The following is a 19,398-nucleotide window of genomic DNA, read 5'->3' on the forward strand; positions in this document are numbered from 1 at the left end:
CCTTTAAAAATGGGCTTTTAAAATGATATTTTAAATATTAAAAATTATTTTAATGCCATTTTGTAGTAATAAAACTACAAAATGAGTTCAAAAAGTCATCAGGAAGGCAAAAATCAATGGCTTCCATGGTAAAAACTGAAAGTATAAGATCGCTAAATAACAGTTCAAAAAATGTGAACTAGATCAGGTAGTCAATGAATGAAAAAATATATCGGTGCGCACGTTTCTGCTGCGGGTGGTGTGGATAATGTGCCACAAAGAGCCAGTAAGATTGGGGCGAATGCATTTGCCTTATTTACTAAGAATCAACGTCAATGGGTTGCAAAACCCCTCACTGAAGAGGTGATTGCCAACTTCAAATCGGAATGTGCAAAATTTGGCTTCCGTCCGGAACAAATACTTCCGCATGATTCCTACTTGATCAATTTGGGAGCGCCTGAAACCGAAAAGCTGGAAAAATCTCGCGCAGCCTTCATTGATGAGATGGAAAGGTGTCAGCAACTCGGACTAACACTGCTGAACTTTCACCCGGGCAGCCATCTGAAACAGATCTCGGAGGAAGAGTGTTTGGATAGGATCGCTGAGTCCATTAACCTGGCCCATCAGGCTGTGCCAGAGGTGGTTACCGTGATTGAGAACACCGCAGGCCAGGGGAGCAATCTGGGGTGGCGGTTTGAACATTTGGCACACATCATAGACAAAGTAGTCGACAAATCACGAGTTGGAGTGTGTATAGACACCTGCCATACATTCACCGCTGGGTATGATCTTGGTACGAAATCGGCCTGTGAGCAGACATTTGCCGAATTCGATCGCATTGTTGGTATGCACTATTTACGAGCCATGCACCTTAATGATTCAAAGATCCCGTTAGGGGGACGAGTGGACAGACACCACTCGCTCGGAAAAGGGGAAATTGGTTGGGCATGTTTCGAGTACATCATGCAAGATCATCGTTTTGATTCTATCCCGTTGATTTTAGAGACTATTGATCCTGACATTTGGGTCGATGAGATCCAACAATTGCGACGTTTTGCCGCAAATTTTTGATTTTTTCTTGTACCACATGGCATTCTGGCATCTTTCTTTCATAATAAGTTACATGCACATTGCATAAATCTGTGACTTAATAAGGAAGGTGCCATTATGAGTCGTCCATCTGTTCCAAGACCAAGCACATCACGTTCTACCCGTTTTCCGACGCCGAACCGCCATATTCATGGGCATGGGCATTACCGAACTCCACAGATGAGGCATCAGCACCATTAATTGGTTCATAAAGAAAATAAGCGCCAAAAAAGGTGCATGGCAATATGCCAAAATGACAGTAGTGGTGACCTTCCGTTGAGTGGTAGACTACCCGAGATTTCAGTATCTAGGGAACAGCAATGACAACACTCACCTGGCAAGATGTTATTCGTCACGAGAAACAGCAAGAATATTTTCAGCAAACCCTGGCGTTTGTTGAACGTGAGCGCGAGACGGGTAAGACCATTTATCCTCCGGCGAGCGATGTATTTAATGCGTTTCGGTTTACTGAGTTTTCAGACGTGAAAGTGGTTGTGCTTGGTCAGGATCCTTATCATGGTCCCAATCAGGCCCACGGACTGTGCTTCTCAGTGTTACCAGGTGTAAAAACACCGCCCTCTCTGGTCAATATGTACAAAGAGCTGGCTCAGGATATTGAAGGCTTTGAGATCCCGTCTCATGGTTATTTGAAGAGCTGGGCAGAGCAGGGCGTGTTGATGTTGAATACGGTTCTTACCGTCGAGCAGGGAAAAGCCCATTCTCACGCGAAGTCGGGCTGGGAAACCTTTACCGATAAGATTATCGATGCTTTGAATCAAAATCGTGATAATGTGATTTTTCTTCTCTGGGGTGCTCATGCTCAGAAGAAGGGGAAAATGATTGACCGAAATCGTCACCATGTATTGAAGGCCCCGCATCCTTCCCCGCTGTCTGCTCATCGTGGTTTTTTTGGCTGTCAGCATTTCTCGCAAACCAATCAACTGCTGAAGCAAATGGGCAAAGCCCCTATCAACTGGCAACCTTCTATAGATTAGAAGGACTTAGCGCCATAATTGATGGTTTTTCGAGCATTGTCAAAACATGATGGCTCATTTTCTTATACACTTGTAAAGAGTATGGAATAGGGAGAGGGAGTCATGATGATCGAAAGGATTAGGCGTGAGCACGGCTACATGGTCCGTTTGCTTGCGATTTTAAATCGAAAGTTACATCTACTGGAACAAGAGCAGCCTATTAATTACAGTATTGTAAAAGAGATCGTAGATTATCTGGCTAATCATTCCGAGAAAGTACACCACCCCAAAGAAGATATTCTTTACCACTATTTTCTGGAGAAGTATGGGGAGCAGGAGCAGATATCGGATCTTGAAGCCGATCATAAGGCGCTATCAGAGAAGACACATTCGTTCTTAGACGTGGTTGAGATGATCTTAAAAGATGCGGTGGTTCCTCAAGACATCTTCATGGATAAACTGTCGCATTTTATTCAGGATCAAAAGCGCCATCTGGATTTGGAAGAGCAGTCGGTATTGCCTTTGATTGAGAAACGTTTCACAACGGCGGACTGGCAGCATGTGGAAAGCCTATGGACTGTGGAAGAAAACGATCCGGTATTCGGTGAGACGATTGCAGATCGCTACAAACAACTGGCGGAACGCGTCCGGCAAAACGACAATGAGTTTGTGTGACCAAGAATGAGAGCCCTTTTTCAGGGCTCTTTTTTGTTTCGCGGCTAACAGGGTCAGTCAGTTGTCGTGAGCTGATCCAGGTACTCCAACCAACGCGCACTCTGGGGTGAGGGTTTTTGCTGATGCGCTAGGCGAGCTACCGTCTGAGCTTGCTGGTATTCTTTTAGTCCGACATAGGCTCGCACTTTAAGCAACAGTGTTGGTTGTTGGTCTGAACTGCTGAGTTTGTCTAGCGATGCGAGCGCACTCTGAAAGTCGCCTTGCTGTAATTCCAGTCGGGCAACCTGCTCATAATATTGGTTATTAAGGCGTGCAGCGGCTAACCAGGCGGATTGAGCCTTTGACCATTCCCGAGCCATTTGCCATTGCTGAGCTTGCTTCACTATGGTGTCGATATCGGCTTCGTCGACCTGCAGCGTCTGATAGGAGATAGCGGCTTTTTCCGGATTCCCCTGTTGTGCGTAGAGTTGCGCTTTACTGAGCTGGAGGTTATCAGGTATCTGAATGCCAGCTCTCTCTGCAGATACCAGAGTCGCCAGCGCCAGTTTGTACTGACGGGTCTGCACATACAGTGAGCTCAGTTGCTGCCACCACATGACATGATCAGGTTGTAGGGCTAAAAGTTTCTGCGTCGTTACAATGGCGCTTGGTAAACGAGACAACTGCATTTCCGCGCTCAGTTGCAAACTGAGAGGTGAGATTTTTGGCGTATTATCAAGTTGATGGTAATGCTTGAGCGAGGCTAATAATGGTGCCCACTGCTGCATGAGATAGTGCGCTCTAGCGGTGTTGAGCCAGACGTTAGCAAGCTGTTGTGAGCTGATTTGATGGGCTTGGTCATGTTTGACCAAGCGCTCAAAGTGTCCCAGAGCCTGTTCAGGCTGCTGTTCCGACAATAATAATTCGGCCAACATGCGTTCGGTCTGCCAACCTTGAGCCTGCATGAAGGCCTGGCTGTCTACAGCGATTTGCAATTGTCGTATGGCTCTTTGCGGTTGCTCTGCCTGCCAATAATAAATACCCAGCATGCGCGCCACATACGCCTTGTCATAGGTTGATGACGGTTGAGTGTCTTCGAGCACACGGATGGCCTCAGTCAGTTTATTTTGTTGCTCAAGCTCATAAGCTTTAGATACCTGAGTCGCTGTGCGCATGCCTAGCTCCTGAGCTGCATGGGCGCCGGTGACGAACCATGAACTCAGAGTGATGGCTGAGATAACAAGTAAACGTTTCATTATTGATTCAACTTAAACTCTAATGTCACCGTTTGCCCTACTCGGGGAGTGGCTTTGCCATTGACGATCATCGGTTGGTATTTCCATTGCTTGAGGGCGACTTTGGCCTCGCGATCGAACAGTCGCTTGGGGTTAGCATCAATGACTTCGATATCGGTAGGGCGACCGGTCTCATCAATGGTAAACGACATCACGACATAACCTTCAATATTGCGTTGCAACGCCCTGCGTGGGTATTTAGGTTGCTTACGGTGTAAAGGCATCACTTGTTGGTTTTGCCCGATATCTGGCACACTTGGTGCGTTGAGTGACACACCCGTTACCTGAGTTGATATTGTAATGTTTGGTAACTGTGGTGTAGTTGGCGTTTGTACACTGGACACATCAGCGCTGTGTTCGACAGTTGAAGCTGAAGGTGGCGTCACCGGCATTTTTGGGGGCTCAGGTAAAACGCGTTGGCGCCTCACGATCTCCGAGTCCGGTTCTACCATGACCAAATCATAACTCAAGCTTGCAGATTCCTCTGATTTTGACTTTGCTCCGCTGTCCACCATCCAGCTCATAAAAGAGAACAGTGTTAACGCCATTAACGCTGCAAGCGGGAGACTTGCCAGGACTCTAAGCATCAACGGTTCTCCGTTGCGAGAGCAATTTTGACGACGCCTGCACCCTTCGCGCTATCCATGACGTCAACCACGGTCCCGTTGAAGGCGTGTTTGTCCGCTTGAATCACCATTGAGGCATTAGGCTGTTCCAGAAGCAATTTCTCTAAGGTGGCTTGAACGCGCTCTATATCGACGCGTCGCTTGTCTATATAGATGTCGTTGGTAGCCGTGATAGCGACAAAGATCCCTGCGTCTTTTTGGCTTACCGCATGGCTGGCCTGGGGGCGATTCACATCAACCCCTGACTCGCGCACAAAGGAGCTGGTGACGATAAAGAAGATCAGCATAATAAAGACGATATCGAGCATCGAAGTCATATCGATATTGGCGTCTTCAGTGGGTTTTCGGCGTTGACCTAATCTCATTTCGACTCTCCAGAGCGCAGATTAACAGGAGTCAACTGACGCTCACTTCTTAGTAACTGTTCAAGTTGAAACAGGCTTTGTCTGCTCCATTTCTGAATGCGGGAATAGGCCAGCATACCGGACAACGCGGCCACCATTCCGGCCATTGTCGGGATGGTGGCCATAGAAATACCTGCGGCCATCAGCCGTGGTTGGGCACTGCCTTGAGTTGCCAATGTATCAAAGACGGTAATCATTCCAGTCACCGTACCAAGCAGTCCCAGCATCGGGCAAAGACTTAGCAGACACTTTAGTAAGTTCAGATTCTGCTTTAGTCGGTTCTCAGCCTCGCTGAGCATGGCATGACGCTGTGACTGGGCATACCAGGAATAATGATCCTGGCGTTGCGCCCAGGCATCCACCCAACCACTTTGTTCCAATGGGAAGACTTTGGCAAAGTAGATGATGCGTTCAATGGCCAATAACCAGAAGATAAAAACCACCGCGGCGAGCCACCAAAGCACCGGCCCCCCTTGGGTCATAAACTGGTTCAGGTGTTCGCTACCGGGTAGCCAACTGAATAGGTTATGCGGCATACGCTTCTTTGCGCTCCATGGTTTGAGCTTCTGCTTGTGCGGCGACCAGACCAACACTTTGCCTTTCCAGAATATTGCGAATAGCTTCGGCTTTTGAACTGAGCAGGTTGTGAGCCAGTAGCAGTGGCATTGCGCTGACAAGGCCCAGTACCGTGGTCACCAGTGCCATAGAAATTCCTCCTGCCATTACACGAGGTTCGGCATTGCCAAATTGTGTGATGACCTGGAAGGTTTCAATCATACCCGTCACCGTTCCAAGCAGGCCTAACATAGGTGCCAGTGCTGCAAGCAGTTTCAACATACTCAGACCGCGCTCAAGATGTTGCTGCTCATCCATGATGGCCTCCAGCAAACGTAATTCCAGCGCTTCAACGTGCAGTTGTTTCTCACGGTGGTAGACACTGAGCACCCGGCCCAGAGGGTTATCTTTGGGGGTATCAGCTGTTTTAAGCTGCTTGGTGATGGTGTGTTGGGTAGAGAGCAACACAACAGCGCGATACAAGGCGATGATCATGCCCAGAACAAATAAAGCAGTGATGATTTTGCCCACTACGCCACCATGCTCAAATCGCTCGGTCAGAGTCGGAGTATCCGCGAGTTGCTGATAGATATCCCCACGACTGGGATCGAGTTGAGTTGCGGTTTGACCAGTGACAATGCCAGCTGCTTCAAAGGACGTGGGGACGCTGTTTGGCAGACGAGGAAAGTCACTGGCCAACTGGCCATCCCAGCTGATGGGGCCATGGGCCGAGAGGAGTGCAAAATGACCCAGTCGAATCGCGTTAATGGTCATCATTTCCCCTGAGCCGGACACGAAAGGCAGATCTACTTCACTATAGGTCGCGCCTGAGGAAATCTGAGACAGGTACGCTTGCCATAATCCAGTGAGCTGATGGATAGAGGGCAGAGTTTTTGCGGCGACAATGCTATTAATGGCGGTCAGGTGTTCAGCCTGCTCGTGATTTATCACCGAGTGCTCGAGTTCGATTTGTAGCTCTTTTGCCGATTGACGTACCACACCGAACAGTTCACCCAAGCTGCCCGTTTCCAGATGTAGTTTTTTTTGTTGCTCTGCCAGAGTGCGTTCATTGTCGGTAAACGCGCTACTCAGTGATTGAATACTGGCATCCAATTCTGCTTTCCGTTGTTGCAGCTCCGATTTACGTGCAGCCAACGTTTGTTGTTGCTGCACAAATTCAGCTTCTCGCTGCGCGTTGTGCTGCTGCTCTTGTTTCTGAGCAACTTTGGCTTTGGTCGTTAGCGAATCAGCTGCAAGCGCCGGTTGAACCACACTAAGGCTGAAAAGGGCAATAATGAAAGGTAACTTATGCATTAGCTGGGATCCTTAATCTTTTCAGCAGGAGAGAGTGAAACCGGCAGCTCTATCAGCGACGGTGAGGCTTGTTTGTCAGCAATAGCAAAAGCCTGATCGATATGAGAAGCCTGTGATATGTCGATGGATACCCAGCTTTGTTGGTTCGCATCCCAGCTCCAGTATTGAGTTCGATCCAGGCTTCGGGCAACCAGTGAAACGCGCCCCAGATACAGTTGCTCTGCTTCAATTTTACGGCCGACATTGATTTGTGAGCGGTAGCTGCCCAGCTTGATGCCGTAATCCATTTCAATTTGGTAGGCCTCTAATATGCGGCGGTACTTTTCGGCGTCACTGACATCCGCTTGTGGCATCAGCGCTTTAAGCTGCTCTAGCCTTGTCAGACGAGCCTCAAGTCGAATTGGTTTGTCTTGTTGAATGTGCTGTTCCAGGCCTGCCAACATTTGGTACATCAAAGGCACGACGCCCTGGCGCGTATCACTGATTTGCGCAAGTTGGGCTTGGATGCTGGCCATCTCTTGATGTTGATTTGCAACAACGGCTTGCAGGTGTTTCTCATAGATGGCCAGATTGGCGATTTCCTGCTCGAGCATCGCTATTTCGGATTTGAGCTCGAAGGCTTTATCACTGCTTTTATTGATACGATCCTGGCTTTGTGCACTTTGGGTAATGGTCTGTGCTTCAATCGTGCGAGCGTTATCAAGATCACTGGCGTTGGCCATACTGCTTATGCTGAGCAGGGTAAGCGTGCACAATGTCAGGCGAAAAGCCGTTTTGTTCATTTCAATAGCCTTCTGCTTTCTGTCATCTCAAGGGAGACGTGTCATTGCACAGTAGAGACAACAGATTCGGTAGTTAATGTGGATCACATGGCTTCAAGTCGGCTTACAGAGGCCGAACTGAGAAGCGCCAACATTGTATTGCAACTGTCTGAAGAAATACAGTTTAAATGATATTGATAGTAGTTATCATTTGAGGTTTATTGATATCAGGTGAAGCGATGCTTGAGAGGGGGGTCGGACACCAAAAACAAAACCCTCGCAAAGGAGGGCTCTGTGTTGTATCGATAATCAAGTTTCAGGCTTCTTGAGCATCGAAAATTCATATTCTTGTGCCAGAAATGGTTGGACTAAAGATCAACATCGTCCAGTGAAAAGTCTAAGCCAATATCCATATCGTTTAGCTCTTTCTGTAAACGCTGTCTGTCTTTAATTGCCTCGATTTCTCGCCATTTTCTTTTTACAGGTTTCGCGCGCCCAGCGCGTGGTCGTGGTGCATCAAATTCCGTAACGCCGTCTAGTTCAAAGCCATCCATAAGCCACCTCTACTATTATTGTTCTCCTCACGGAGCCCTTTTAGTACCACATTACAAGACAGATTAACTTTGATTTGTTTCTCATTTGTTTCTTAAGTATGAACTTTTTATGCCATTTTGAACTCAATCTCACAGTTTTGGTTTAATCATTTGCCTAAAAATTAACCGGTTGAATCACATTATCAAAAAGAAATTGAGAACATAGATTGTTAACACGGTGTGCTGAGGGGGTTGAACAGCGGATTTTGTGTGCTACGAGAAACATTCTCATTGTCTGATAATGTTTAAAAAGTATTCCATTTGGTAAAACAGCGTCGACCCTTTGAGGTACATAGGATTGTCCGTTCATTTGTCACTACTTGTGACTTTGGTTGCTATGCTTACCTATTGTTAAAAAAATGACGGAATCTTGCTAATCATTAGTGATGCATTTGCTTTATTAACTGTTAACTTTTCGTGATTTTATGGTGAAAAATAACAATGTTATAATACTTGTTGCGTATTGATTTTTATGTGGCATGCCTGCAAAATCCGCCCGTCAAAAAATACGCCGACTTGTATAGCGTTCCCAATGGGTAAGAAATACAAGCTAAGTTGCCGTGAAAAACAGTGAAATAAACAGAACCACACGGATGGGTAGAGGCACGGAACTTAGGAAGCACTTGGATGTGCGGCTCGGTATTCCAACTTTAAGTGAGGTTTAAAGTGACAGACGTAATTAATTTGATGAACGATCTACTTTGGGGATCGATTCTGGTTTATCTACTCGTGGGTGTGGGGATCTATTTTACAGTACGCCTAGGGTTTATTCAGTTCCGCCATTTTGGTCACATGTTCAGTGTGCTAAAAAACAGTCGTAAGGCTGATGCAGCCGGCATCTCCTCTTTTCAGGCTCTTTGTACAAGTCTGGCTGCACGTGTTGGCACTGGTAACATGGCGGGTGTTGCTGTAGCTCTGACATTTGGTGGCCCGGGTGCCATTTTCTGGATGTGGCTGATCGCGATGCTGGGTATGGCCACTTCTTTTGCCGAAAGTACTCTTGCACAGCTATATAAAACGCGTGATGACGATGGTAACTACCGTGGTGGTCCTGCGTACTACATGGAGAAAGGCCTGGGCATGCGCTGGATGGGCGTATTGTTCTCTATCTTCCTAATCATTGCATTTGGTCTGGTTTTCAATGCGGTACAGGCGAACTCGATTGCCACTGCTATGAACACCGCATTCGGTATTGAGCCAATTTACGTTGGTGTGTTTATCGTTCTGATTTCAGCGTTTGTGATTTTTGGTGGTATTCGTAAAATCGCTCGTACAGCAGAACTGATTGTTCCTGTGATGGCTCTGGCCTATCTGCTGCTTGCTTTCGTTGTGGTGTTCATGAACATCGAGAAAGTGCCAGAAGTGCTTGCGTACATCTTTAAGAGCGCGTTTGGCCTACAGGAAGCCGCAGCAGGTGGCGTCGGTTATGCCATTGCTCAGGCAATGATTCAGGGTATCAAGCGCGGTCTGTTCTCAAACGAAGCGGGCATGGGTTCGGCACCGAATGCTGCGGCATCGGCAACGCCATACCCACCGCACCCTGCCTCTCAGGGCTATGTGCAAATGCTGGGTGTGTTCACCGATACGATTGTCATCTGTAGTGCAACTGTGGCGATTATCCTGATGTCGGGTGAGTACGTTCCACACGGTGAAGTGACGGGTATTGAACTGACTCAGCGAGCACTGAGCTCACAAGTCGGTGACTGGGGTGGTATCTTTGTTGCTGTGGCGATTTTCTTCTTTGCATTCACATCTATCATTGCAAACTACTCGTATGCAGAAACCAACCTGATCTTCCTGGAGCACAACCACAAAGCTGGCCTGGGTATTTTCCGTATCGTCGTATTGGGCATGGTATTGTTTGGTTCGGTAGCAACATTACCGACGGTTTGGGCCCTGGCGGATGTTTCTATGGGTCTGATGGCTATCGTCAACCTGATAGCGATTATCCTGCTTTCAGGCATCGTGGTGAAGTTGGCGAAAGACTACAACATGCAGCTTGATGCCGGTAAAGTACCAACGTTTGATGCCAACGATTATCCTGAGCTTAAGTCTCAGCTTGAAGAAGGCATTTGGGACAACACAAAAGAGACTGCGAATAAGTAATCACTTTTGCCTATCTCAAAAATAGATTAAGCCATGCACTAATTCATTGCTGAAAGTGCATGGCTTTTTTTATACTGAAAGAAATCATTATTAAAAGAGTAAAGTCATGCTTATTGTTGTTTCACCGGCCAAAACCCTGGATTACGAGTCTCCCCTTGCCACGAAGCGTTTTACCTTACCTGAGTTGAGAGAGCATTCTGCACAGCTGATTGAGGAGTGTCGTAAGTTGACCCCTGCCGACGTGTCTGCGCTGATGAAGGTGAGTGATAAGATCGCCGGTCTTAATGTGGCCCGTTTTGAAGAGTGGAGTGAGACATTTACGACCGACAATGCGCGTCAGGCGATTTTGGCATTTAAGGGCGATGTCTATACAGGTCTTGAAGCCGAAACCATGACGGAAGCCGATTTTGATTACGCTCAGCAACATCTTCGTATGTTGTCAGGTTTGTACGGCCTTTTGAAACCGCTTGATCTGATGCAGCCTTATCGTCTTGAAATGGGAACAAAGCTTGCGAATCAACGCGGTACTAACTTGTATCAGTTCTGGGGCAATATCATTACCGACAAGCTGAATGAGGCGCTACATGCTCAGGAGGATAATGTCCTGATCAATCTGGCATCGAATGAGTACTTTAAATCAGTAAAGACAAAGCAACTTGATGGTCAGGTAATTACCCCAATTTTCAAAGATTGTAAGAATGGTCAGTATAAGGTCATCAGCTTTTACGCCAAGAAGGCTCGAGGCATGATGGCACGCTATATCATTGATAACCGAGTGGATTCGATTGAGAAGCTGACGAAGTTTGATGTGGCGGGGTATTATTTTGCAGAGGAAGAATCTACAGCTACGGAATTAGTTTTCAAGCGTGAAGAGCAACAATAGCACCCAATAGACAAAGCGCCATTGTCATTTCCACGACAATGGCGCTTTGTTAATGAAGCCTTGGCGGGCGACAACTGGCTATTTTTTCTTAGCGCCTTTCTTTTTAGTTACTTTCTTTTTGTCGTCTTTTTTGGCCTTTTTCTTTTTCTTAAACACAGGCTTTTTGTGAGTTGGGCGCATACCCTCAATAAATCTTTCTTTGATCAGTTCTTTTGTGTAACGACCCACACGATCCATCATTGGTTGATCGTGCGCTTCCACTAAAGAGATCGCAATGCCTTTTTTACCGGCGCGAGCAGTACGCCCGATACGATGCAGATAAACGTCAGCACTGCGTGGTAAGTCGTAGTTGATTACGTGTGATACGTCCGGCAAATCAATACCGCGTGCCGCGATATCTGTTGCCAATAAGATATTCACGCTACCTTCACGGAAACGACTGATGGCGTTATTGCGACGATCCTGAGGCATCTCCCCCTGGATCCATGAACAAGGAATTTGAGCGCTGTCGAGTTGTTGACGAAGCTCAGCCAGACGTTCACGGGTTTTGACAAATACAATGGTGCGTTGCGCCTGCTCGCTGAGAATGTGTTTCAGCAAGGCCAGCTTGTGCTCAGCACTGTCCGCACGATGATACCACTGAGTGATTTTCTTACGTTCACGCAGGGAAGGTTCGGCATCGATCTCTGCCGGTTCGTTTAGCAGATCTGCTGTAAAACCTTCGACGCCACGACCTTCAAGTGTGGCTGAAAATAGCAGGGTCTGTTTACGCCAGCGACATTCTGCCGAGAGGCGGTCGACGGTAGGGCCAAAACCCATATCCAGCATACGATCAGCTTCGTCCAGTACTAACCATTCGATCGCTCTGCAGTCAAAGCGTTCTGACTCGATATATTCCATCAGACGACCGGGGGTCGCTACAACGATATCCTGAGTTTGCGCTAATGTTTCAGCGTGGCTGTCGTAAGTTACGCCACCCGTAATCGTGGCCACTTTTAGACGTGAGTACTTAGCCAGAGCTCTGGTCTGCTCCGCAACCTGCATGGCCAGTTCACGTGTTGGCGTTAGTACAAGGATACGTGCCGGGCCGGCTTTCTTGCGCGGGAAGTCCAGTAAGTACTGGATCGCCGGGATCGCAAATGATGCGGTTTTCCCCGTTCCTGTGGGAGCCGATGCAAGGATATCTTTGGCGTCCAGTGCTTGTGGGATCGCTTGAGCCTGAACTTCAGTCGGGCGGCTAAAGCCCATTTCTTCAATCGCTTCTAAAAGGGTAGGATCTAAATCTAGTTCGGCGAATGTTCTGATCACTATGATGTCTCCACAAGACGTAAGTTAACCCTGGACAAAAAAACATCAAGCAGGGGAAAAGTAGGGCGGCTATTATACTCAAACGAACGCTAAGCGCACTTACATTTTAAGGTAAAACTCCCGGGTAAGGGCAATAAAGTCACGGGAGTAGCCGCCGCCCTCTGAATGGATGACCAGCACGCTTTCAGACGGTTCGCGTGACTGCTTTCCAATGGCAAACAACAATCGGTTACACGCCTTATTGTTGGTCGCCTGAATCCGGCAAATCCGATGCAGATACCAGCCCTTTTTCAGGGCCTGTTGTATAAACTGCTCCCCCTCGACTTTTGGTAGTACAAAACACGCTTCACCCAGTTCGCAGAGTAATTGCCAACAGGCGTCAAGCAATTGCTCATGGGTCAACGAGTCCGTATGGCGCGCAGTGGCGCGTCGTTGATTGGCTGACTGTTCGCCGCTATTGAAATATGGGGGGTTACAGATAATCCCCGAGTATTTAAGGTTATTTGTAATACAGGTGATATCGCCGTGAGTGACATCAATACGATGCTGCCAGGGAGAGTGAGCAACGTTATAAGAGGCGTCTTTGATGGCCACAGGATCAATATCTACGGCCTGGATCGTCGCATTGGGAAAGCGCTGCGCAAGCATTAATGAGAGTAACCCGGTACCGCAGCCAATATCTAACAGATGTTCGGGCATCGAAAAGTTGGCCCAGGCACCCAATAATATACCGTCGGTACTGACAGGCATTCCTGAGTTTCCATCATGTATCGTAAACTGCTTACATTGAAAGCCTTTGGTTTTTGGTGTGCTACAGGTCATGCTTTATCTTGTTAATCGTTTGCTTTTAAGTAATTATCACTAATGTTAAATAAATGAGTAGTGATATGTGCTGTGTGTAATTAAATTGTTCTGTGAAATGATCGGTATAATAATTTAATTTTATTTTCAAAAGTAGTGATTATCACTGCCTTTCAGTTTGTTGGACAAATTAATATAGTGTTTATTTCTAAGTCTATTGCTTATTGACTAGTGATTCGTCATTATGCCGGCCTTATTTTTACGGAGGAACGATGATTCCTTCGATAAACACACAACATAACAAGTAAGGGTATATCTGTGAAACAGACGTTGAAAACAACAGATATTATAGCAGTCGGCTTCATGCTGTTTGCTTTTTTCCTTGGTGCGGGCAACATTATTTTCCCACCTCTCGCGGGTCAGCTAGCAGGTGACAACCTGTTACCAGCAATGACAGGTTTCCTAATCACTGCAGTCGGTCTTCCTCTTATTACCATTATTGCCGTAGCAGTGGCTGGGGGCTCTTGGGAGCACCTGACTAAAGATCTTCCAAAGCGTGCAGCGACTCTTATTGCCGTGCTTATCTTTATTATCATTGGCCCTGCATTTGCGGCACCTCGTACAGGTTTAGTGGCTTATGAAATGGCGGTGCGTCCGTTTATTGCTGATGCGGCTCAAATGCACCTGACGGTTTTCTCTATCCTGTTCTTTGCAATCGCTATGTCTTTTGCATGGTCGCAGGGTAAGCTGATCGATGTTATTGGTAAGGTACTGACACCGGTTTTGTTTGTTGGTCTTATCATTCTGGCTGGCGCGGTGTTCATCGATCCTCAGGGGGACATGATCGCACCTGTGGGTGAGTACTTATCACAACCGCTGACGAAAGGCTTCCTGGAAGGTTACAACACCATGGATACATTCGGTTCGTTGATGTTTGGTATGCTTATCGTGGATGCTCTGCGTAAGAAAGGCATCACCGAACAGGCCGCAACGACGAAGTACTTAATCAACGCGGCATGTATTGCTGCGGCAGGACTGGCGTTTGTTTATATTTCCCTGTTCTATCTGGGTGCTACCAGCGCGACGGTAGCTGTAGGTGCCGACAACGGCGGTGCTATCCTGAGTCAATATGTACAGGCGCTATTTGGACCTTACGGTCAGGTCGTTTTGTCAGTGATTGTTCTGTTAGCCTGTCTAACGACCGCAATTGGTTTGATTTCAGCCTGTTCTGATTACTTCAGCTCTTTGACGTCTGTCAGTTATCAAAAATGGGTACTGATCATTGGTGTTGCTTGCGCGACTGTAGCAAATATTGGTCTGGCTCAATTGATTTCGCTGTCAGTGCCAGTATTGTTTGCTCTTTATCCAGTTGCAATTGCGCTTGTGGCTCTGACATTTGTGCGCAAACAGCTGGCGAGCCCGAAACTGGCTTACCGTGTGGTGATTCTGGTGTCTTTGGCGTTCGCAATGATTGATGCGGCTAAGGTAGCAGGAATTGATGTGTCAGCGTTTAACGCACTACCTTTGTTTAGCGTGGGCATGGGTTGGGTAATGCCAACATTTGCTACTATCGTGTGCATGTGCTTCATTGGGCGTGCAGACAATGAGTTGGCTGAAGAGACCGCTTAATGCTCAGCTCTCCATGCAACTGACATAAAAAAAACGGCGCTTTTAGCGCCGTTTTTTTGTGGACTAGAGCGTTTGTTGGTACTCCACCAGTATCTGTTCACACCAGGTGGCAATTCGCTCCTCAGTTAATTCATATTGAGAATCTTCATCCAGAGCAAGCCCTACAAACTGGCTGCCATCTTCGGTTAGCGCTTTGGAGGCTTCAAACTCATAGCCGATATTCGGCCAGTAACCAATGAAGTTAACCCCACCCGGTTTAAGTTCATCGTGAAGCATACCCATAGCGTCCAGATACCACTCGCCATAGCCTTCCTGATCCCCCAGACCAAATAAGGCCACGACTTTGTTGTTAAGGGGCAAGCCTGAGAGTTGATCCCACAGGGCTCCCCAATCTTCTTGCAATTCACCAAAGTCCCAGGTGGAAATTCCCAGGATTAAGAAGTCGTATTCACTCATTTGAGAAATTGGCGTCTCTTTTACGTTATGTATATCGACGATGTCCGGGCCGATGATTTCGCGGATTTTCTCCGCTGCCATTTCGGTGTAGCAGGTTGACGAACCGTAAAACAAACCTATTTTCATAACTCTTCGTGCCAATTTTCCATGGAATGAGCGAGATTCTACTCTTTCTTCCCAGCAGACCTCAAGTGAGAGTGAACGTATCATGGTCTGAACTGGCATGAGTTCAGAAGGCAGTGATCGCCCAACTCCAAGGTAGACCTGCCCATCTTTGCAGCGCTTGTTCATCTTCATGCTGATTTTTATAGCATTCTCATTTCTTCTCGCATACTCTGTTAAAAGTACTGTATAAACATCCAAGAGGTGGTTGTGAGCGATATCAATCTTCAAGATCAGGGTTTAGTAGAGCAATTTCTCGACTCCATGTGGATGGAGCGAGGGTTATCGGAAAATACTCTGGCTTCTTATCGCAACGATCTGTTTAAGCTATTAACGTGGATGAATGAGCACAATTACCGCTTAGGCTTCATCAGTTTGTCGGGATTGCAGCAATATCAGACCTGGCTGACTGACCAGAACTATCAACAAAGCTCTCGGGCACGCATGTTGTCAGCCATTCGAAGACTGTTCCAGTATCTCCATCGGGAAAAGCTTCGTTCAGACGATCCGACGGCACTGTTGGTCAGTCCCAAACTCCCTAAGCGTCTGCCTAAAGATCTCACCGAAGAGCAGGTCACGGCATTGTTGGAAGCGCCGGACCCGAATGATCCGATCGAGTTACGAGATAAAGCCATGCTGGAGTTATTATATGCGACCGGGCTGCGTGTGACCGAGTTGGTGAGTCTGACCATGGAAAATATCAGTCTCAGGCAAGGGGTAGTTCGTGTCGTGGGTAAAGGTAACAAAGAACGGTTAGTGCCTATGGGAGAGAATGCCGTCGACTGGATCGCTGAGTTTATTGAGAAAGGCCGTCCAGCACTACTGGGTGACAAAAGCTCAGATGTGGTCTTTCCTAGTAAAAGGGCCAGACAAATGACCAGACAAACGTTCTGGCACCGCATCAAGTTTTACGCGGTACTAGCGGATATCGATACGGAATTGCTGTCTCCTCACGTACTGCGACATGCATTTGCAACCCATCTTCTGAACTATGGCGCGGACTTGCGTGTCGTACAGATGTTGTTGGGGCATAGTGACTTATCCACGACACAAATTTATACTCATGTAGCAACAGAACGTTTGAAAAACATTCACAGCCAGCATCATCCAAGGGCTTGATTTAACCTATTCAGATACAAAGGTGATATTAATGAGCGTATTGCGCCGTTTGACTCTACTTTCCCTACCTCTTTTTGTGACCGCTTGCGGGGCAGAAGAGTCTCAAACTACTCCGGCTACTCAGCCTGCCGCTGCAGTTGCAGCCGAAGTGTCTACACAAGCCGACGAATCGGCGATCAGAGCCAGATTCGCCAAAATTGGTATCGAAATTTCAGAGGTAGTGCCATCAGATATTCAGGGTCTGGTGGAAGTACGCACCGCTGGAGGCGTTTTGTTTGCTTCCCCTAACGGCGATCACTTTATTGCCGGTACGCTGTATTCGCTCGACGACAATGGCAACTATAAAGATGTGATTGCCGAGAGACAGGCGCCACTGAATGCAGAAAAAATTGCCCAGTTTAGCGATAGCATGATTGAGTTCAAGTCAGCCGATGAGAAATATGTGGTGTCGATTTTTACTGATATTACGTGTGGATATTGTGTGCGACTTCACAGCCAGATGCAGGGATACAATGATCTTGGCATTACAGTCCGCTATCTGGCTTACCCGCGTCAGGGGGCCAATGGTTCGGTTGCCGAGCAAATGGCGAAGATTTGGTGTTCTGCCGATCCTGCCGCTGCCATGCATGATGCCAAGGTGAATCGTAAAGAAGCCGTATTTGACGGTGATCTGACTCAGTGCCAGGAAACGGTCACGCAACACTATAACTTAGGGCGTGAAATGGGCATCAGCGGTACTCCGGCCATCTTCCTGCCAAATGGAGAAATGGTTGGTGGTTATCTTCCTCCGGCTGATCTGATCAAACGTCTAGAACAAATCAAATAATTATTAGGATATGGGCCCGTTATGACGGGCCCGGTTTACTCTATGATAGAAATCCAACGTCGTCCTGAAGTCGATATTTCGATACTTCCTGACTCTATTCCTGCTTTACTACGCCGTCTGTACATTAGCCGTGGCGTGAGTGATGTGGCTCAATTGGAAAAAGCGGCCAAAGGGTTACATTCCTTTCAACAGCTGGCGGGTATCGATTCCGCAGTCGAGCTGCTGTTTGCGGCGATTGAGCAGCAACAACGTATCATCGTCGTTGGTGATTTTGATGCAGACGGTGCAACCAGTTCAGCGCTGTCGGTATTGGCTTTACGCATGTTGGGTAGTCGCAATGTCGACTATCTGGTCCCTAATCGTTTTGAAGATGGCTATGGACTGAGTCCAGAAGTGGTCGATCAGGCGATTGAAATCGGTGCTGAAGTGATCATGACGGTAGACAATGGGGTTTCCTCAATCGCCGGCGTGCAATACGCGAAAGAGAATGGCATTAAAGTGCTGGTGACGGACCATCACTTGCCTGGCTCCGAGTTGCCCAATGTGGATGCAATGGTCAACCCTAACCTGAATGAATGTGGCTTTCCATCAAAAGCCCTGGCAGGAGTGGGTGTCGCATTTTATCTAATGATGGCGCTTTGTGTGCACATGCGAAAGCTTGGTTGGTTTGCTCGTCAGGGGATGGCGGAGCCGAAGCTGATGGAGCTGATTGATCTGGTTGCACTGGGCACGGTAGCGGATGTGGTGCCGCTGGATGAAAATAACCGGATTCTGGTGCATCAGGGCTTGCAGCGAATTCGTGCTGGTAAAGCTCGTCCGGGGATTCAGGCGCTGATTGAAATTGCTAAACGCGATGCCCGAAAACTCGTCGCAGCAGATTTTGGGTTTGCATTAGGACCGCGTATTAATGCTGCAGGTCGTCTTGATGACATGTCATTTGGCGTTGAGTTGCTGATGTCCGACAATATTCATGCTGCGCGCCGCATGGCCAGCGAACTTGATGGCCTGAACCAGACGCGTAAGGATATTGAAGAGGGTATGAAACAAGAGGCGCTGGCCTTTTGTGAGCGCTTGCAATTCAGCGACAAAACAGAGTTGCCTTATGGTCTGGCATTGTTCCAAAGAGACTGGCATCAGGGGGTCATTGGCATTCTGGCATCACGAATTAAAGACAAGTTTCATCGACCGGTTATCGCATTTGCAGATGGTGGTGAAGGCACGATCAAAGGCAGTTGTCGTTCGATTCAGGGGCTACACATGCGCGATGCTCTGGATAAAATTGATACGCAGAATCCTGGACTCATTGCTAAGTTTGGCGGTCATGCGATGGCTGCGGGTCTGACGATTATGGAAAAGGACTTTGAGCGCTTTAGCCGTCTATTCGATGGGGTAGTTCGCGATGAACTGGGTGACACGGCCCTGAAAGGGATTATTCTGTCAGACGGAGAACTGAAACCGGAAGAGTTTTCTATGCATACGGCAGAGCAATTGCGAGCCGGTGGACCCTGGGGACAGGCCTTCCCTGATCCCGTTTTTGACGGTGAGTTTAAAGTACTGCATCAAAAGCTGGTAGGGGAAAAACACCTGAAGCTAATGGTTGAGCCGATGCATAAGGGCTTTGGCAGTAACATTATGCTGGATGCCATCGCTTTTAATGTCGATCTGCGACGCTGGCCAGATGCGTCAGTAAAAACGGTGACCCTAGCCTATAAACTGGATATCAACGAGTTTCGTGGAAACCAGTCACTACAACTGATGGTCGACCATATTGAGCCTCGCTAGAGGCTCATGAAATAGGTCAAGGAAAATCGATATTTTCCTGTATCTTCGTCACATTTTTGAGTAGAATTCTGCGGTTAAATTC

At 47.5% G+C, this 19,398-nt stretch carries 19 protein-coding genes; 9 read left to right on the forward strand and 10 right to left on the reverse strand.

What is annotated here, in order from left to right:
• Nucleotides 1–198: 198 nt before the first annotated feature.
• From nfo to C4S60_RS04115, 3 genes are all read left to right on the forward strand, one after another.
• Nucleotides 199–1,050, forward strand: a complete 852-nt coding sequence (nfo, locus tag C4S60_RS04105) for a deoxyribonuclease IV (RefSeq protein ID WP_103879071.1) — start codon at nt 199–201, stop codon at nt 1,048–1,050.
• 338 nt (nt 1,051–1,388) lie between these two features.
• Nucleotides 1,389–2,063 carry a uracil-DNA glycosylase gene (ung, locus tag C4S60_RS04110; RefSeq protein ID WP_103879072.1) on the forward strand — a complete coding sequence of 225 codons (675 nt, stop codon included), beginning with the start codon at nt 1,389–1,391 and terminating at the stop codon, nt 2,061–2,063.
• 102 nt (nt 2,064–2,165) lie between these two features.
• Nucleotides 2,166–2,717, forward strand: coding sequence for a hemerythrin domain-containing protein (locus tag C4S60_RS04115; protein ID WP_103879073.1), 552 nt, complete (start codon nt 2,166–2,168; stop codon nt 2,715–2,717).
• Nucleotides 2,718–2,770: 53 nt separating this feature from the next.
• Here the strand turns inward: C4S60_RS04115 and C4S60_RS04120 are convergent, their stop codons facing one another.
• The 7 genes from C4S60_RS04120 to C4S60_RS04150 form a co-directional block, all read right to left on the reverse strand.
• Nucleotides 2,771–3,952: a tetratricopeptide repeat protein gene (locus C4S60_RS04120; protein ID WP_103879074.1), complete on the reverse strand. Its 1,182-nt coding sequence runs from the start codon at nt 3,950–3,952 to the stop codon at nt 2,771–2,773.
• A complete protein-coding gene (locus C4S60_RS04125; protein WP_103879075.1) occupies nt 3,952–4,578 on the reverse strand; it encodes an energy transducer TonB in 627 nt (208 codons plus the stop codon). Before C4S60_RS04125 ends, C4S60_RS04120 begins: the two co-directional genes overlap by 1 nt.
• A complete protein-coding gene (locus C4S60_RS04130; RefSeq protein ID WP_103879076.1) occupies nt 4,578–4,982 on the reverse strand; it encodes an ExbD/TolR family protein in 405 nt (134 codons plus the stop codon). Before C4S60_RS04130 ends, C4S60_RS04125 begins: the two co-directional genes overlap by 1 nt.
• The gene (locus tag C4S60_RS04135) at nt 4,979–5,557 is read right to left on the reverse strand and encodes a MotA/TolQ/ExbB proton channel family protein (protein ID WP_103879077.1); all 579 of its coding nucleotides are present in this window, start codon (nt 5,555–5,557) and stop codon (nt 4,979–4,981) included. The genes C4S60_RS04130 and C4S60_RS04135 overlap by 4 nt, the downstream gene beginning before the upstream one ends.
• Nucleotides 5,547–6,890: a MotA/TolQ/ExbB proton channel family protein gene (locus C4S60_RS04140; RefSeq protein ID WP_103879078.1), complete on the reverse strand. Its 1,344-nt coding sequence runs from the start codon at nt 6,888–6,890 to the stop codon at nt 5,547–5,549. Before C4S60_RS04140 ends, C4S60_RS04135 begins: the two co-directional genes overlap by 11 nt.
• A complete protein-coding gene (locus tag C4S60_RS04145; protein ID WP_103879079.1) occupies nt 6,890–7,672 on the reverse strand; it encodes a DUF3450 domain-containing protein in 783 nt (260 codons plus the stop codon). Before C4S60_RS04145 ends, C4S60_RS04140 begins: the two co-directional genes overlap by 1 nt.
• 347 nt (nt 7,673–8,019) lie before the next feature.
• On the reverse strand, nt 8,020–8,205 hold the full coding sequence (locus tag C4S60_RS04150; protein ID WP_103879080.1) for a DUF3545 family protein: 186 nt from the start codon (nt 8,203–8,205) through the stop codon (nt 8,020–8,022).
• Nucleotides 8,206–8,910: 705 nt separating this feature from the next.
• Between C4S60_RS04150 and C4S60_RS04155 the strand changes: the two genes are divergently transcribed.
• Together C4S60_RS04155 and yaaA are read left to right on the forward strand one after the other, a co-directional pair.
• Nucleotides 8,911–10,350, forward strand: coding sequence for an alanine/glycine:cation symporter family protein (locus C4S60_RS04155; protein WP_103879081.1), 1,440 nt, complete (start codon nt 8,911–8,913; stop codon nt 10,348–10,350).
• A gap of 106 nt (nt 10,351–10,456) precedes the next feature.
• On the forward strand, nt 10,457–11,233 hold the full coding sequence (yaaA, locus tag C4S60_RS04160) for a peroxide stress protein YaaA (RefSeq protein ID WP_103879082.1): 777 nt from the start codon (nt 10,457–10,459) through the stop codon (nt 11,231–11,233).
• Between the two features lie 78 nt (nt 11,234–11,311).
• Here the strand turns inward: yaaA and srmB are convergent, their stop codons facing one another.
• Together srmB and C4S60_RS04170 are read right to left on the reverse strand one after the other, a co-directional pair.
• Nucleotides 11,312–12,541 carry an ATP-dependent RNA helicase SrmB gene (srmB, locus tag C4S60_RS04165; protein ID WP_103879083.1) on the reverse strand — a complete coding sequence of 410 codons (1,230 nt, stop codon included), beginning with the start codon at nt 12,539–12,541 and terminating at the stop codon, nt 11,312–11,314.
• A gap of 99 nt (nt 12,542–12,640) precedes the next feature.
• The gene (locus C4S60_RS04170; protein WP_103879084.1) at nt 12,641–13,363 is read right to left on the reverse strand and encodes a tRNA1(Val) (adenine(37)-N6)-methyltransferase; all 723 of its coding nucleotides are present in this window, start codon (nt 13,361–13,363) and stop codon (nt 12,641–12,643) included.
• Nucleotides 13,364–13,660: 297 nt separating this feature from the next.
• On the opposite strand from C4S60_RS04170, the gene brnQ reads away from it, so the two are divergent.
• Nucleotides 13,661–14,971, forward strand: a complete 1,311-nt coding sequence (brnQ, locus tag C4S60_RS04175; protein WP_103879085.1) for a branched-chain amino acid transport system II carrier protein — start codon at nt 13,661–13,663, stop codon at nt 14,969–14,971.
• A gap of 63 nt (nt 14,972–15,034) precedes the next feature.
• Here the strand turns inward: brnQ and fldB are convergent, their stop codons facing one another.
• Nucleotides 15,035–15,553, reverse strand: coding sequence for a flavodoxin FldB (fldB, locus tag C4S60_RS04180; RefSeq protein ID WP_103879271.1), 519 nt, complete (start codon nt 15,551–15,553; stop codon nt 15,035–15,037).
• Nucleotides 15,554–15,793: 240 nt separating this feature from the next.
• On the opposite strand from fldB, the gene xerD reads away from it, so the two are divergent.
• From xerD to recJ, 3 genes are read left to right on the forward strand one after another with little or no spacing between them, the layout of a single operon-like run.
• The gene (xerD, locus tag C4S60_RS04185) at nt 15,794–16,708 is read left to right on the forward strand and encodes a site-specific tyrosine recombinase XerD (protein ID WP_425275107.1); all 915 of its coding nucleotides are present in this window, start codon (nt 15,794–15,796) and stop codon (nt 16,706–16,708) included.
• Nucleotides 16,709–16,739: 31 nt separating this feature from the next.
• Entirely contained in the window at nt 16,740–17,534 is a 795-nt protein-coding gene (dsbC, locus tag C4S60_RS04190) for a bifunctional protein-disulfide isomerase/oxidoreductase DsbC (protein ID WP_208623243.1), read from the forward strand.
• Nucleotides 17,535–17,576: 42 nt separating this feature from the next.
• On the forward strand, nt 17,577–19,316 hold the full coding sequence (gene recJ, locus C4S60_RS04195) for a single-stranded-DNA-specific exonuclease RecJ (protein WP_103879272.1): 1,740 nt from the start codon (nt 17,577–17,579) through the stop codon (nt 19,314–19,316).
• Nucleotides 19,317–19,398: the final 82 nt, after the last annotated feature.

This window comes from Vibrio hangzhouensis (assembly GCF_900107935.1).
Taxonomy (GTDB): Bacteria; Pseudomonadota; Gammaproteobacteria; order Enterobacterales; family Vibrionaceae; genus Vibrio; species Vibrio hangzhouensis.

What these genes read in the sequence shown, in the direction of transcription:
- C4S60_RS04120 (WP_103879074.1), bottom strand. Translation starts at nt 3,952, where the DNA reads ATGAAACGTTTACTTGTTATCTCAGCCATCACTCTGAGTTCATGGTTC.
- ung (WP_103879072.1), top strand. Translation starts at nt 1,389, where the DNA reads ATGACAACACTCACCTGGCAAGATGTTATTCGTCACGAGAAACAGCAA.
- fldB (WP_103879271.1), bottom strand. Translation starts at nt 15,553, where the DNA reads ATGAAAATAGGTTTGTTTTACGGTTCGTCAACCTGCTACACCGAAATG.
- yaaA (WP_103879082.1), top strand. Translation starts at nt 10,457, where the DNA reads ATGCTTATTGTTGTTTCACCGGCCAAAACCCTGGATTACGAGTCTCCC.
- C4S60_RS04115 (WP_103879073.1), top strand. Translation starts at nt 2,166, where the DNA reads ATGATGATCGAAAGGATTAGGCGTGAGCACGGCTACATGGTCCGTTTG.
- recJ (WP_103879272.1), top strand. Translation starts at nt 17,577, where the DNA reads ATGATAGAAATCCAACGTCGTCCTGAAGTCGATATTTCGATACTTCCT.
- C4S60_RS04140 (WP_103879078.1), bottom strand. Translation starts at nt 6,890, where the DNA reads ATGCATAAGTTACCTTTCATTATTGCCCTTTTCAGCCTTAGTGTGGTT.
- nfo (WP_103879071.1), top strand. Translation starts at nt 199, where the DNA reads ATGAAAAAATATATCGGTGCGCACGTTTCTGCTGCGGGTGGTGTGGAT.
- C4S60_RS04170 (WP_103879084.1), bottom strand. Translation starts at nt 13,363, where the DNA reads ATGACCTGTAGCACACCAAAAACCAAAGGCTTTCAATGTAAGCAGTTT.
- C4S60_RS04125 (WP_103879075.1), bottom strand. Translation starts at nt 4,578, where the DNA reads ATGCTTAGAGTCCTGGCAAGTCTCCCGCTTGCAGCGTTAATGGCGTTA.
- C4S60_RS04135 (WP_103879077.1), bottom strand. Translation starts at nt 5,557, where the DNA reads ATGCCGCATAACCTATTCAGTTGGCTACCCGGTAGCGAACACCTGAAC.
- C4S60_RS04130 (WP_103879076.1), bottom strand. Translation starts at nt 4,982, where the DNA reads ATGAGATTAGGTCAACGCCGAAAACCCACTGAAGACGCCAATATCGAT.
- dsbC (WP_208623243.1), top strand. Translation starts at nt 16,740, where the DNA reads ATGAGCGTATTGCGCCGTTTGACTCTACTTTCCCTACCTCTTTTTGTG.
- C4S60_RS04145 (WP_103879079.1), bottom strand. Translation starts at nt 7,672, where the DNA reads ATGAACAAAACGGCTTTTCGCCTGACATTGTGCACGCTTACCCTGCTC.
- C4S60_RS04150 (WP_103879080.1), bottom strand. Translation starts at nt 8,205, where the DNA reads ATGGATGGCTTTGAACTAGACGGCGTTACGGAATTTGATGCACCACGA.